Below are 14105 nucleotides of genomic sequence, written 5' to 3'. Positions count from 1 at the left end.
TAGGAGCAATTAACGGCAAAATGCCAGCAACTTCGGCAAATTCATCAAATTCTATGGCACGCAAGATCTTGCTCATCAATGGTCCCAACCTGAATTTATTAGGCACCCGAGAACCAGAAGTGTATGGAAAACAAACACTTAGTGACATAGAAAATATAGCAGAGCAACAAATTAAAGCCGCCAACGGTGTTTTCTTATGTTTTCAAAGTAATCACGAAGGTGCTTTAATCGACCGAATCCACGCAGCACGCGCCGAACAAGTTGACGCAATTATAATCAATCCAGGTGGTTACACCCACACTAGTGTAGCTTTGCGCGATGCTTTGGCAGGTGTTGCGATTCCATTTGTCGAAGTACATATCTCAAATATTCATCAACGAGAAGCATTTCGACATCACTCTTATCTTTCCGATATAGCCAAAGGTGTGATCTGTGGTCTAGGCACAGATGGATATCGCTTTGCGATTGACTTTGCATTAAAAAACCTTTAAATTCTCGCATCTTCACGCAATTAACATACATTCATCACATAAATATGAATTGCGTCAATTCCAAAAATAGCATTTTAGCGACCAAAAGTATGTCTAAATGCACAGATAAACGCCCTCAATTTTCAGGAGATTTCACATGGATTTAAGAAAACTCAAGACCCTTATCGACCTCGTTGCAGAATCCGACATTTCTGAGTTGGAAGTCACCGAAGGCGAAGGTAAAGTTCGTATCGTGAAATCCGCACCCGCTCAACAAGGGCAAATGGTGATGATGCAGCCACAAATGCAGACCATGATGCAACAAGCTGCACCAGCACCAGCAGCTGCACCAATCGCTGCCGCGGCAGCTCCAGCAGCACCTGCTGCAGTTGAAGGCCATGTAGTCAAATCACCTATGGTTGGTACTTTCTACCGCGCAGCCTCACCTGGTTCTGCGCCATTCGTAGACATTGGCAAAAATGTAAACAGTGGCGACACTTTATGCATTATCGAAGCGATGAAATTGCTCAATGAAATCGAAAGCGATTTCTCTGGCAGCATCAAGCAAATTTTGGTCGAAAATGGTCAACCGGTCGAATTTGGCCAACCATTGTTTATCATTGCTTAATTCCAGCACGACCTATCAGCACGACTAGCTTGATGACGCCATTTGCTTCGCCAGTCAATCTGGCGAAAACAAAATTTACCGCTCCCAAGCTTTCGGACTGCAACCTCTGCCAAAGCAAAATATATTATGTTTGAAAAAATTCTGATCGCCAATCGTGGCGAAATTGCCCTCCGTATTCAGCGCGCCTGCCGCGAAATGGGCATCAAAACCGTAGTCGTTCACTCTGAAGCAGACCGCGAAGCCAAATACGTCAAACTCGCTGATGAATCCGTTTGTATCGGCCCGGCACCATCCAATCTCAGTTACTTAAGCATGCCGGCAATTATCAGTGCCGCAGAAGTCACTGATGCGCAAGCGATTCATCCTGGCTACGGCTTTTTATCTGAAAACGCAGATTTCGCTGAACGCGTTGAACAATCCGGCTTTGTTTTCATTGGTCCTCGTGCAGAATCGATTCGTTTGATGGGCGACAAAGTCTCTGCTAAGCACGCCATGATTGAAGCTGGCGTACCTTGCGTACCAGGCTCAGACGGTGCCTTGCCAGATGATCCTAAAGTGATCGTCCAAACTGCACGTAAAGTCGGCTATCCGGTCATCATCAAAGCCGCTGGTGGTGGTGGTGGTCGCGGTATGCGCGTGGTTCATACTGAAGCAGCGTTGTTAAATGCTGTCACCATGACCAAGACCGAAGCCGGTGCCGCATTCGGCAATCCAGAAGTGTATATGGAAAAGTTTTTGGAAAATCCACGGCATGTGGAAATCCAAATCTTAGCTGATCAGCATGGCAACGCCGTTTGGTTGGGTGAGCGCGATTGCTCCATGCAACGTCGCCATCAAAAAGTTATTGAAGAAGCCCCTGCTCCAGGCATTCCACGCAAAACAATCGAAAAAATTGGTAATCGTTGCGCTGAAGCTTGCCGCAAGATTGGCTACCGTGGTGCGGGTACATTTGAGTTCCTCTATGAAAACGGTGAATTCTATTTCATCGAAATGAATACGCGCGTACAAGTTGAACATCCGGTCACCGAAATGATTACTGGCGTGGATATTGTTCAAGAGCAAATTCATATTGCGTTTGGCAACAAGCTACGCTTCAAGCAATCGGACATTGAATTGCGTGGACATTCAATTGAGTGCCGTATTAACGCTGAAGATCCATTCAAATTTACACCATCACCTGGACGTATTGCAACTTGGCATACACCGGGCGGTCCTGGTATTCGCGTTGATTCACACGCTTATGCTGGCTACTTCGTACCACCAAATTACGACTCAATGATAGGCAAAGTGATTTCTTACGGTGCGACGCGCGAACAAGCAATTCGTCGTATGCAAATTGCCTTGTCTGAGATGGTCGTTGAAGGAATTCAAACCAACATTCCGCTCCACCGCGAATTGATGGTCGATGCACGCTTTATTGAAGGTGGTACCAATATTCATTATTTAGAGCATAAATTGGCAGATATGCCTGTGCTATCTAAAAAAGATAAATAAACCATCGGCAATAAGATTGCTTAGGTAGTTTCCATGACGCGATTGAGATACTATATTCAATCGCGTTTTTTGATTAGAACTTGCGAAAAACAAAAACTAAGGTCTTTACGCTCACAGCAAGCTACCTAATTGACGGAATTTTGTGTAAGCACTATTAATTTAATTCGTCTGCATTCCTGAATGCGACGAAACGTATTTTGAATTTGAAAGCATATTTATGGCCTGGGTCGAGATCCTAATTGAAGTTGCGCGCGATCACGCAGAAAATTTATCCGACGCACTAATGGATGCAGGTGCCTTATCTGTATCGGTAGAAGATGCCGATGAAGGAACAGACGCTGAAAAACCATTATTCGGTGAACCAGGCATGGAAATCACTGAGCGCGCGTGGGAACGCAGTCGTGTAGTTGCCTTAGCAGACACCGACATCGACCATGCTGCGCTGGTAGCGGAAGCCGCAGCGTCGATCAAATTGGCAACAGTGCCATCATTCACGACGCGCAGTGTAGAAGAGCAAGATTGGGTACGCCTGACGCAATCTCAATTTGAACCAATTCATATCGGCAAAAATATCTGGGTGGTACCAAGTTGGCATGAAATTCCTGATCCACAAGCTTTAGTTCTTGAACTAGATCCGGGCTTGGCGTTTGGCACGGGTAGTCATCCGACCACACGTTTATGCATGGAATGGTTAGAAGCGCACGCCCCCAGCAATTTATCGGTGCTCGACTATGGTTGCGGCTCGGGAATTTTAGCGATGGTAGCGAAAAAACTCGCCGCGAATAAAGTGGTCGGCGTAGACATCGATCCTCAAGCAATTGAATCAGCGAATTTCAATGCCGAACGCAATCAATGCGATATCGAGTTCTCACTACCGGAAGCATTTGGTGACAAATATCCGTCGACACAACAATTTGATGTTGTCGTTGCTAACATTCTTTCAAGCCCATTAAAACTGATGGCTCCAATGCTCTCGGGTCGAGTCGCCGAAGGTGGCGCACTGATTCTATCTGGCGTGTTAGCACGTCAAGCTGAAGAAGTTGCCGCCGCTTATGCGCCTTTCATCCAATTGAGTGTTTGGCAAGAGCGTGAAGGCTGGGTTGCTTTACACGGTCGCCGCTCCGCATCCAACAACTAATCTTCAGCATCGAACACATACATCATGGCACTCGCGACCCAATGTCCTCATTGCTATACCAGCTTCCGGGTCGCGAATGACCAGCTAAAGCTACACGCGGGGATGGTTCGATGCGGCTCTTGCAAGCTCACCTTTAATGGCATCGAACATTTGCTTGCACCCGGTGAGGCACCGCGCAAGCGGCCTGATTCCAAGCTGACAGAATCAGCAAGTGAGCAACAAACACCAAGCTCACTTCAACAGAAAGCTGCAGTCGAGGACGCAAAGAAACTGCCTAGTTCTCAGCAAACAGAACCGCAGCATCAATCAAGTTTAGACGAACATCCAATCGCATCCAATGCAACGGAACAGTCTCATCATCCTGAAATAGCTGCAGATGAAGCAAGTCAAGATGGCGATGAACATAAACCTCAAATTACGACAGAATTTATTGCTAAGTTTGAAGATGAGTTTGAAGCTGGTTCGGACATTGTAGAAGCAGATGCTCAAAATGATCAGCTAGATACAGCTGATTCAAAAAATCAAGAATTCGATTTTGAATCTAATCGTCAATCTGGCGAAGAACACGACTTCACAACAGCAAACGATGAAGCTACACAAGAACAAACGCAGGATACGATAGACGAAAATGCGTCACCGATTGATACCACTGCGCCAGTTTTCACTCTAGACTCAAATCCCGATTCGAATTTAGCGCCAGAATCCAACGCTGATGTAAAAACCAAAGATAAATCCGATTCCAATTCGGAACAAGAGCTTGATGAATTTGAGCAATTGATGAATTTAGGTTCGGCATCAGAATCGGTTCATAGCCAGCAACAACAAAACTTAATGCAGCAATTCTCGGCACAATTAGAAACAATTGAGCCCGAGTTAGGTGTCAGTGGTACTACAGAGCCTAAGCCTGAAAGCAATTCAAACGATAAACAGAAGCCTTCCCCCCTAACTGGCAAGTTGGAGTTCGAGCTTACGTCTGAAGAGCGCGCCCTAGTTGAACAAGCGGATTTATTACATCAATTAGAATTAGAGAATCGAATCGCAACGCTTGATGAAGATGCCAAAGAATGGTCTAGGCACGAACCTCATTTAGGCGAAGATTTAAAAGAATCAGCGTCATCGAATCGTCCGCCCTCATTTACGTCTTCGCATGCAACAACTGCGCAAAGCAGCGCAGATTCCGACACACATTCGGATGCAATATATGCAGAAGAGCCGGTCGAAAGCATCTCTGATTCACAGCCACCAGCCGAGATTGATGGCGATGAAGAAACGCCCAAATTTGTGCTGCAGGCAGAAAAAAAACGGCGTTATGGAAAATGGCAAACATTTGCTTTGTTTTTTTCATGCCTAGTATTGGTCTTCGCTACCTTGCTACAAGGTGCGTATTTCTTCCGAACGCAAATCGCAGCACAATGGCCAGCGACTAAGCCGCACTTGTTACGTGCATGTCAAATGATTGGATGCCAAATCAAGTTACCGGCAGAGCGACGTATGTTAGAGCTGGTTGGAAGCGAGTTATTGATTTTAAATGAAGAGTTAAGAATCAATACCTTAGCATTTCAAATTCAAAATAAGAGCTCTACTATTCAAGAATGGCCAGCGCTAGAGTTAACTTTAAAAGATCGTCGCGGTAAAACTGTATTACAAAAAGTTTTCCAAGCGAGTGAATATCTGAATACAAAATCGGATCTACCAAAGGGAATAGCCGCACTCAGTGAGAGCAACCACAAACTGTATTTTGAGCTGAATATCGCAAAGGCATCCAACTATCAAGTAGAAATTTTCTACCCTTAAAGTTTGGCTCTAAAACTTCAGCAAATAAAGCAAGTAAATAAAAAAAACGGCTAGATAAACTAAGCCGCCCTTCCCCTTAGCTGTATCATCCTTTTTTGCGCAAATTTCGATAGCGCTCAGCGCGTGCTGAAATCGAGGCAATCAATTTTTCTGGATCTATAGGCTTGGTTAAAAAATCATCTGCACCAGTTTCCATTGCGCCTAATTGCTTTTGCATTTCTGTCTCAGAAGACAAAAACACGATAGGGATTTCGACATACAAGTTATTCTGACGTATAACCTTTGCCATTTCTATGCCATTACATTGCGGCATATATAAGTCAGTTAAGATAAGTTCTGGTTTAAACTTTTTTATCGCATCAAGAATTTCTGTCGGATCCATCAACGAACGCACGTGCATGCCCGCACTACTTAACACAGCATCAAAAAAGCTTAAGAAAAATTCGTCATCATCAACGACCAACACGCGATAAGAGCGCACCGCGTTTTTTGCAATCTTCTCGTCAATTTTTACACTTAAAGCCTGGGCATCAATCGGTTTAATAAAATAACCTTCGGCACCCTCGCGTACCGCCAGTAATCTATCCTCAAAATTATCATTTGCTGAAATGTAAATCACTGGAAAGCTGGTGATCACACGAGTCGACATTGCAGTCTTAGCCAACTTACCAGCCTCGGAATCAATATCCAACACAGCGGCTGCCGGAGCTCTCACCAAAATCGCGGAGCGGAACTCCTCTAAATCAGAAAAGCCTACCACTTCATGATCGAACAGACTCAAGGCATCACTTAATTCTTGAACATACCTATTATCTGCAGAATAGATATAAACAAGATCAAAATACCTCGTCGGTTCTTGTTCAGATAGTTCACTCATTACGATGTCTCCCAATGTTGCCTCGTCAGCCATTTGCTGATTCTGTTCTGCATATACATCCAATTCGTCTCGACTCATATCATCTCAATCTTTAATCGTAAAACACACAAAATTCTACGCCAAATAAATACCATTCACTGAGCAGCCACATCGCCCCAAAGTTGCCGCATACTGAAGCGCATCACAATTTGATCTCGGTGTAAAACTTCACGAATTGCATGCAAAGGTTTTTGTGTATCGCGTTTAATCGGTGCGGCTAATGGCACACCTCTTGGCCCAAGCAAGCAGTGCACATAAGGTGTCGTGGTAGTCGCACCTTTGCTGGTAACGACGCCAATCGCTCCATCCTCCAAGCGTACAAAAGTCCCAATTGGATATGTTCCTAACTCACGAATAAATAGCGTCAGCAACATCATGTCTACGGTATTTTTTCCACCTATTAAAATGTCTCGCAATGCCGCATTTGGCAATAAAGACTTACGATAACTTCGCGCGCAAACCCGCGCACAATAGCGATCAGCAATCGAAATAATTTTTGCGTTTTGGGGGATTTCGGCGCTACGTTTCTTGGCGGGATAGCCACTGCCATCTTCGTTCTCGTGGTGATGTAAAATCCAAGACAACCATTGCTCGTCATTGACACCAACACTAAGTAACTGCTGCACGGATTCTTGAGGATGGCGAAAAATCAACTCTTGTTCCTCTGCGCTCAAAGACTCACTTTTCTCTTGCAGTCTTTCTTGTTGTCTGAGCATACTCAAGTTCATGGTCAAGCATGCCGCTGCCAACAGAATTAATTCATCTTCAGATTTCTTTAATGCCCGTCCAATGACAATCGCAACTACAGCGGTATCTACGCAATGTCGAGAAGAGTAATTGCCTTCCTGGTGTAACAAGATACAACCTAGAGCGACGTCCATATCAATACGAGTCGCCAACAAAACATACTTCGCTAAGGTAAGGAATTTATCGCGAGGATTTTCAACACTATTCAAATTGTAAGACAAGGCCCGTAGGTCATTGCGTATTTGCGAAATGATGCGCACAACGGATGGTTGTTCAACTACTTTAGGAATTTTCTTATCGCGCGATGCATTCTCCATTAAGTCGCCGTCGACATATAACCCACGTTCAATCAAAACCTCGACTTGATGTGCATTATTCACGACAAAGCCGCGCCTCAACAACAAATTGCCATCGGCACCAAAGATATCCCATTGCAAGGGTTGCCCAAGCACGATATCTGACATCGAAATACGTTTACTCGACATGCATAACTCCATTAGGTGGAGAGAGAAGCGAAGCTACGAGAAGCGCCAAGCAAGCAAACCAAAGGATTTGCGAGCGACCTTCTCTTCTATCCTAACAGAGTAAGCACAAGACACAAGCTTTTACGCGTTTGTCTGATGAATTGATGCAACAGATCGAGAGTGCTTGTGCTATGAAAACTCCAAAGCAATCATCACCAACAAATTTCAATCAAAAAAAGCAATTTCAAGTTGGCTATTCAAACGGAGAAGCGCCAGCCAATTTTGCGTAAGATCAACATCAAAACGGCAAATATCGCTGTAAATACAATAGCAAAAGCCAGCGATGTCAAATATGGATTATTGATCGGCGAAAAAATGGGAACAAACAATCCACTATAAATTTTATCCATCCATCCTGTTCCCGCCAATACGCAAGTTGCTACCCATGAACCCGCATATGCCGCAATCGCATTCACACCAAAACTTAAACCAATTGCGGGCAGCTTCAAGCGATCAACGAGTTGATGCATGAGCCAAATAATCAGGTAAGCAAATCCCGTGGTCCACAACACAAATGAGGATGTCCAAAGATGTTTATTGATCGGCAAAACAAATGACCAGAGATAAGCACACGCACACATCACCAAACCCAGCAATAAGAGATTGCTAGCCAGTCCTCGGCGCAGAATCGCCCCCGCTTGAATTCCCAATAGAACAGAAACGATAGCAGACAAAGTACTCAGTATGCCCTCTGGCTCTTGCGCTAAACCTGATTGCACATCGAAATGATAGGCGAGACTTCCTAAAATACGCGTATCAATTTGATCAACCAAATTCAAATGTGCTTGATAAGAACCAGCCGACGCTAACAAATACCAGTAAGACAATAATATGGCAACGATCAAGTACCAAAGCTGCTTTAAAGAGCGTAGATAAATAAAGAGCAAACCCGCCACCAAGAAACACAACCCGATTCGTTGTAACACCCCCATTAAGCGAAATTGACGATCAGGAATCAATGCAACCGCGACCAAGTGTAGAGCCACACCTAGGGCAAAAATTTTACAAGCACGCCAAATAATTGTCGGCGCCAATTGTCTCGCATTAAGGCCTTTTTCGAATTTGGGCGTTAAGGCCAAGTACAAGGAAACACCGACGATGACCAAGAAAAACGGGAAAATGAAATCAGCAGGACTCGCACCGTGCCAGCTGGAATGCGAAAGCCAAGAATAAACATAATTCCAATCACCCGCATTATTGACTAACAACATTGCGGCAACTGTTAGCCCACGCAAAGCATCAATGGAGGTTAAACGTTGATTGTTTAAACTCGCAACTTGCGCATGACTGTGCGCAAGATACACTTGCCCATCTTGATTCATATCCTGACTCATTCCTGCCCCCCCGATTAAGACTTTTCCAAACCATCCGCAACATCATTTCCCAGCACCATGAAAACCTTTTTCATCCAATATTTTCAAATCAAAACGATTTCAATATTTCAATACCACTCAGGTGAATTATCTAAAATCGAGAGTAACTACATCAATCAACTCGAAGTACCTTAACTTCAATTCATCTCTGATTAACTATACTGAATATTGCAATTAGAAACACCTATTTAGACGAGTAGGCGAACAAAAAACATCAGTATAGTTGCATATTGGTACTTAAGTGGCATTATTTTTGTAAAACCAGTTGACCGAATAAAAACGGAATAGTATGTTGTAGCTCAGGCGCTCAAACCTGACCGCTCGTATCACCAAATTTTCGAATTTAGCTTGCTTTCGTCGATATACCAGTTTGGATTCAGTTACCTACTGCAACACTCAAAATATCACCGAATCTTTGCTTACACCTTCTGAGACAGCTGTTATGACTACCGAACAAAAACCTGCGCGCTCCCCGATTACTTGGGTTCCTACACTCTATCTGGCCGAGGGCTTACCTTTTTTTGCGATCGCACTCGTCGCAGGTTTGATGTACAAAAGTTTAGGCGTATCGAACGAAGAAATTGCTTATTGGACTGGCGCGATTGGTTTTGCATGGGTATTTAAACCATTGTGGAGTCCATTTCTGGAAGCTGCTCGTAGCAAGAAATTTCTAGTAGTCTGCTTTCAACTAATCGGGGGTGCGACGCTAGGGCTCGTTGCGCTAGCGATGCAGCTACCCAACTACTTCGCAGTCAGTATCGCTTTACTCGCGGTTGTCGCCATATCTTCTGCAACCCACGACATCGCCGCAGACGGGCTCTACATAGCGAGTCTCAACAATAAACAACAGGCTGCCTACGCTGGCTGGCAAGGTGCATTTTTTAATGCGGCTAAATTCATTTCGCTTGGTGGACTAGTTATCTTGGCTGGGCATCTAGAAAAAAGCATGCCGCCAGCACAAGCCTGGGGAATTATTTTTGGATTGTTAGGCGCAATGTTAGTTGCACTTGGTTTCTATCACACTTGGTCTTTACCCAATGTAAAGCAAGCAGAATCCAAGCAATCCATGCGCAGTATTTACACAACCACTGTTGATGTGGTCATCGATTTTTTCAAAAAGCCAGGAATCTGGTTGGCAATTCTGTTCATCATTTTATTTAGAACTGGCGAGGGACAAATCCAAACCATAGGCCCGCTATTTCTAAAAGAATTAAAAGAACATGGTGGCTTAGGTTTAAGCAATGAACAAGTTGGTCTGGTCTATGGCACCGCAGGCACAATCGCGTTTTTGGGCGGCAGCATACTTGGTGGTTACTTTACTTCTTGGTTAGGCCTACGCCGAGCCTTACCTTGGCTAATTATCACAATGAATTTCCCGAATATCGTGTTCTTTTTTTTGAGCACTTCATTACCAGATAATTTAATGATTATTGGCGCAGCCTTAAGCATAGAAATGTTCGGCTACGGCTTTGGCTTCGTTGGGCTGATTCTATTTATGATGCAAGTAGTCGCGGTTGGAAAATACCAAACAGCACACTACGCCCTTGCCACTGGCGTTATGCAACTAGGATTGGTTATCCCGAAAATGCTAAGTGGAAAAATTCAAACCATGCTTGGCTATCACAATTTCTTTATCTGGGTCATCATCTCAGCACTACCAGTTTTATTCCTGTGTCGCTTTCTTAATATTAAAGATCAGGAAGCGGATAGTTCCCAATAGTTGGCAGTCAGTTCAAACTGGGGCGAAAATATGACCGATCCAACTCATCAGATCACGTCGTTGAGTTAACAAGTCGCTCGCTTTTCTATTTTGTATAAACAGTAATAAAAAAGGCAGAAAAATTTCTGCCTTTTTTTGTGTGCCAGTCAAAACCAACAACAACGCATCAATCCAACTTCGCCGCGTGCTCACGCGTTGCATGGAACACGATATCAGGCCAACGCTCTTGAGTTAATCGTAAATTGACACCGGAGCTAGCAAGGTAAGCCATGTTACCGGCCGCATCATAAGCGACGTTGGCGCCCGCACTAGAGCGTTCAAAATCAGCCAACATTTTTTTATCTTCGCAAGTAATCCAACGCGCGCTACTAATACTTGTTCCCTCGAATACAGCATCAACACCATATTCATTTTTCAAACGGCTAGCGACTACTTCAAACTGCAAAACACCAACCGCGCCAAGGATTAAATCGCTGCTGACGATAGGTTTAAAAACCTGCACAGCACCCTCTTCACCCAATTGTTGCAAACCTTTTTGTAGCTGTTTGGTTTTTAATGGGTTCAAAATCCGTGCGATACGGAAAAAGTCCGGTGCAAAGTAAGGAATACCCGTAAATTGCAGTAATTCGCCTTCAGAAAAGCTATCACCGATTTGCATATTGCCGTGATTCGGTAAACCAATAATATCGCCTGCATAGGCTTCTTCGACTTGCTCGCGTGAAGATGCCATGAAGGTCACCACCGACGACACTTTAATGTCACGATTAATGCGCAAATGCTTGAGCTTCATGCCACGCTCAAAGCGACCTGAACAGACACGTAAGAACGCAATACGATCACGATGTGCTGGGTCCATATTTGCTTGAATTTTGAACACAAAACCAGAGAATGGCTCTTCAGTCGGTGCAACGGTACGCACAGTCGCATCACGCTCGCGTGGTGCGGGTGCCCAGTCAAGCAGCGCGTTCAAAATCTCACGCACACCAAAATTATTGATTGCAGAGCCGAAGAATACCGGCGTCTGCGTACCTGCCAAAACAGCTGCTAAATCAAAAGGATGTGAAGCGCCGTGTACCAGTTCGACTTCCATCTTTAATTGCTCGATTTCTAATGGAAATAATTCAGCCAAACGTGGATTATCGATACCTTTAACAACTTCAAATTCTTGATCGGCACGCTCACTACCTGGTGTAAACAACATGATCTCATCTTTTAAGATGTGATAAACACCGCGGAAAGTTTTACCCATACCAATCGGCCAAGTCACTGGTGAGCAATTAATCTTTAAGACTGATTCGAGCTCGTCGAGCAATTCCAAGGGATCGCGGGTTTCACGGTCCATTTTATTGACGAAACTAATAATGGGTGTGTTGCGCATACGGCAAACATTGAGCAACTTAATGGTCTGCTCTTCCACACCTTTTGCCGCATCGATCACCATCAAGGCCGAATCGACTGCGGTCAACACGCGATACGTGTCTTCTGAGAAATCTTGGTGACCTGGTGTATCTAATAAGTTAACGACGTGATCACGATATTCAAACTGCATCACTGAGGACGCTACCGAAATACCGCGTTGCTTTTCAATTTCCATCCAGTCAGAGGTCGCATGACGACCGCTTTTACGCGCCTTGACCGTGCCCGCTAACTGAATCGCACCCGAAAACATCAAAAGTTTTTCAGTCAAAGTGGTTTTACCTGCATCCGGGTGGGAAATGATCCCGAATGTGCGACGACGCGCTACTTCTTTACTGATGAGGTCGGTCGATACTTTTTTGACGACAAGGTTGTCTGCTTCATTACTATCGTCTGGAGTGCTGATGGAATCGGTCATTGCGAGATTTTGCTTAGAAAAAAATAACCGCACATTTTAACATGCGATACCGTGATTTTCTCGCTTGCGCAGACCCGCGCTCGGATTTCGAAATAACAAATTAAGTACAAATTACAGGAATAAGGCGCGAAATAAGCAGAGAATCCCTCGCGCTTTTAGCTTTAGAGAAAGAGATTGCAAAAATCAAAGCACAAGTAATCGAAACTTTGATAGTTAAGTCTTAGGTAGTTAAAGCGCAAATGACGGACAATATCAAAATGAATTGATTGTTCTTAATTGCGCTTCACTCAGATCAAATCATCAGTATTAAAATTCGACCACAGAACGAATCGATTCGCCACTCTTCATTAAGTCAAAGCCTTCGTTAATTCTCTCTAAAGGCAATTTATGGGTGATTAAGTCGTCGATATTTAATTTGCCTTCCATGTACCAATCGACAATTTTTGGAACGTCGGTGCGACCGCGTGCGCCACCGAAGGCAGAGCCTTTCCAAACCCGACCAGTAACTAATTGAAATGGACGCGTGCTAATTTCTTGTCCTGCTGCCGCGACACCAATGATGATGGATTGTCCCCATCCTTTGTGGCAGCACTCTAATGATTGGCGCATGGTTGTTGTATTGCCGATGCATTCAAAACTATAATCCGCACCACCATCAGTCATACCGATAATCGCATCGACCACGTTCGCAACTTCTTTCGGATTAATGAAATGCGTCATACCGAATTTGCGTGCCATGCTTTCACGCGCGGGATTGATATCGACACCAATAATTTTATTCGCGCCAACCATGCGTGCGGCTTGAATCACATTTAAACCGATACCACCTAAACCAAACACGACAACATTTGCACCAGCTTCCACTTTAGCTGTGAACAAGACCGCACCAACGCCAGTGGTGACGCCACAGCCGATATAGCAAACTTTATCAAACGGTGCATCTTCACGAATCTTTGCCAAAGCAATTTCTGGGACAACAATGTAATTGGAGAATGTCGATGTACCCATGTAATGAAAAATCGGCTTGCCATCAATAGAAAAACGGCTAGTCGCATCAGGCATCAAACCGCGTCCCTGCGTGCTGCGAATAGCTTGGCATAAATTGGTCTTTTGCGATAAACAAAACTTACATTCACGACACTCAGGCGTATAGAGTGGGATGACGTGATCATCCTTTTTTAAACTCTTCACACCTGACCCAACATCGACCACAACACCGGCACCTTCATGCCCTAGAATCGCTGGAAAAATCCCCTCAGGATCTGCACCCGACAGCGTGTAATAATCGGTGTGACAAATGCCCGTCGCTTTAATTTCGACTAATACTTCGCCCGCCTTTGGACCTTGAAGATCTACCTCTTCAATAGTTAATGGCTTTCCTGCTTCCCATGCGATTGCGGCTTTGGTTTTCATTATTGAGGTCTTTCGCGTAAGTTAATAAATTAAAGAAATTTGATTCAAACTCAA

General features: G+C 44.4%; 11 protein-coding genes. 6 read left to right on the top strand and 5 right to left on the bottom strand.

Features of this window, described 5'->3' with window-relative positions; genetic code table 11:
* The first annotated feature begins 53 nt into the window (after nucleotides 1–53).
* From aroQ to KDM92_RS09415, 5 genes are all read left to right on the top strand, one after another.
* Nucleotides 54–491, top strand: coding sequence for a type II 3-dehydroquinate dehydratase (gene aroQ / locus KDM92_RS09435; RefSeq protein ID WP_212684114.1), 438 nt, complete (start codon nucleotides 54–56; stop codon nucleotides 489–491).
* A 136-nt stretch (nucleotides 492–627) separates the two neighbouring features.
* The gene (gene accB, locus KDM92_RS09430; RefSeq protein ID WP_212684113.1) at nucleotides 628–1098 is read left to right on the top strand and encodes an acetyl-CoA carboxylase biotin carboxyl carrier protein; all 471 of its coding nucleotides are present in this window, start codon (nucleotides 628–630) and stop codon (nucleotides 1096–1098) included.
* A gap of 126 nt (nucleotides 1099–1224) precedes the next feature.
* Nucleotides 1225–2592 (top strand): acetyl-CoA carboxylase biotin carboxylase subunit, encoded by a 1368-nt coding sequence (accC, locus tag KDM92_RS09425; RefSeq protein ID WP_189346968.1) that lies wholly within the window; start codon nucleotides 1225–1227, stop codon nucleotides 2590–2592.
* Nucleotides 2593–2809: 217 nt separating this feature from the next.
* The gene (gene prmA / locus KDM92_RS09420; protein ID WP_212684112.1) at nucleotides 2810–3730 is read left to right on the top strand and encodes a 50S ribosomal protein L11 methyltransferase; all 921 of its coding nucleotides are present in this window, start codon (nucleotides 2810–2812) and stop codon (nucleotides 3728–3730) included.
* A gap of 24 nt (nucleotides 3731–3754) precedes the next feature.
* Entirely contained in the window at nucleotides 3755–5524 is a 1770-nt protein-coding gene (locus KDM92_RS09415) for a DUF3426 domain-containing protein (RefSeq protein WP_212684111.1), read from the top strand.
* A gap of 85 nt (nucleotides 5525–5609) precedes the next feature.
* On the opposite strand, the gene KDM92_RS09410 is transcribed toward KDM92_RS09415, so the two are convergent.
* The 3 genes from KDM92_RS09410 to KDM92_RS09400 form a co-directional block, all read right to left on the bottom strand.
* Nucleotides 5610–6479 carry a response regulator gene (locus KDM92_RS09410; RefSeq protein ID WP_212684110.1) on the bottom strand — a complete coding sequence of 290 codons (870 nt, stop codon included), beginning with the start codon at nucleotides 6477–6479 and terminating at the stop codon, nucleotides 5610–5612.
* A 56-nt stretch (nucleotides 6480–6535) separates the two neighbouring features.
* Nucleotides 6536–7672: an HD-GYP domain-containing protein gene (locus tag KDM92_RS09405; protein ID WP_212684109.1), complete on the bottom strand. Its 1137-nt coding sequence runs from the start codon at nucleotides 7670–7672 to the stop codon at nucleotides 6536–6538.
* Nucleotides 7673–7908: 236 nt separating this feature from the next.
* A complete protein-coding gene (locus KDM92_RS09400; RefSeq protein WP_212684108.1) occupies nucleotides 7909–9033 on the bottom strand; it encodes an acyltransferase family protein in 1125 nt (374 codons plus the stop codon).
* Between the two features lie 493 nt (nucleotides 9034–9526).
* Here KDM92_RS09400 and KDM92_RS09395 point away from each other — a divergent pair, with 493 nt between their 5' ends.
* Entirely contained in the window at nucleotides 9527–10804 is a 1278-nt protein-coding gene (locus KDM92_RS09395) for an MFS transporter (protein WP_212684107.1), read from the top strand.
* Nucleotides 10805–10970: 166 nt separating this feature from the next.
* Here the strand turns inward: KDM92_RS09395 and KDM92_RS09390 are convergent, their stop codons facing one another.
* Together KDM92_RS09390 and KDM92_RS09385 are read right to left on the bottom strand one after the other, a co-directional pair.
* A complete protein-coding gene (locus tag KDM92_RS09390) occupies nucleotides 10971–12638 on the bottom strand; it encodes a peptide chain release factor 3 (RefSeq protein WP_230408267.1) in 1668 nt (555 codons plus the stop codon).
* Nucleotides 12639–12944: 306 nt separating this feature from the next.
* Nucleotides 12945–14051: an S-(hydroxymethyl)glutathione dehydrogenase/class III alcohol dehydrogenase gene (locus tag KDM92_RS09385; protein WP_212684105.1), complete on the bottom strand. Its 1107-nt coding sequence runs from the start codon at nucleotides 14049–14051 to the stop codon at nucleotides 12945–12947.
* Nucleotides 14052–14105: the final 54 nt, after the last annotated feature.

The organism is Affinundibacterium baiyunense (assembly GCF_018139645.1).
GTDB lineage: Bacteria > Pseudomonadota > Gammaproteobacteria > Burkholderiales > Burkholderiaceae_D > Undibacterium > Undibacterium baiyunense.
The sequence above is the reverse complement of the archived record's forward strand: the minus strand, read 5'-3'. Positions and strand labels throughout refer to the sequence as shown.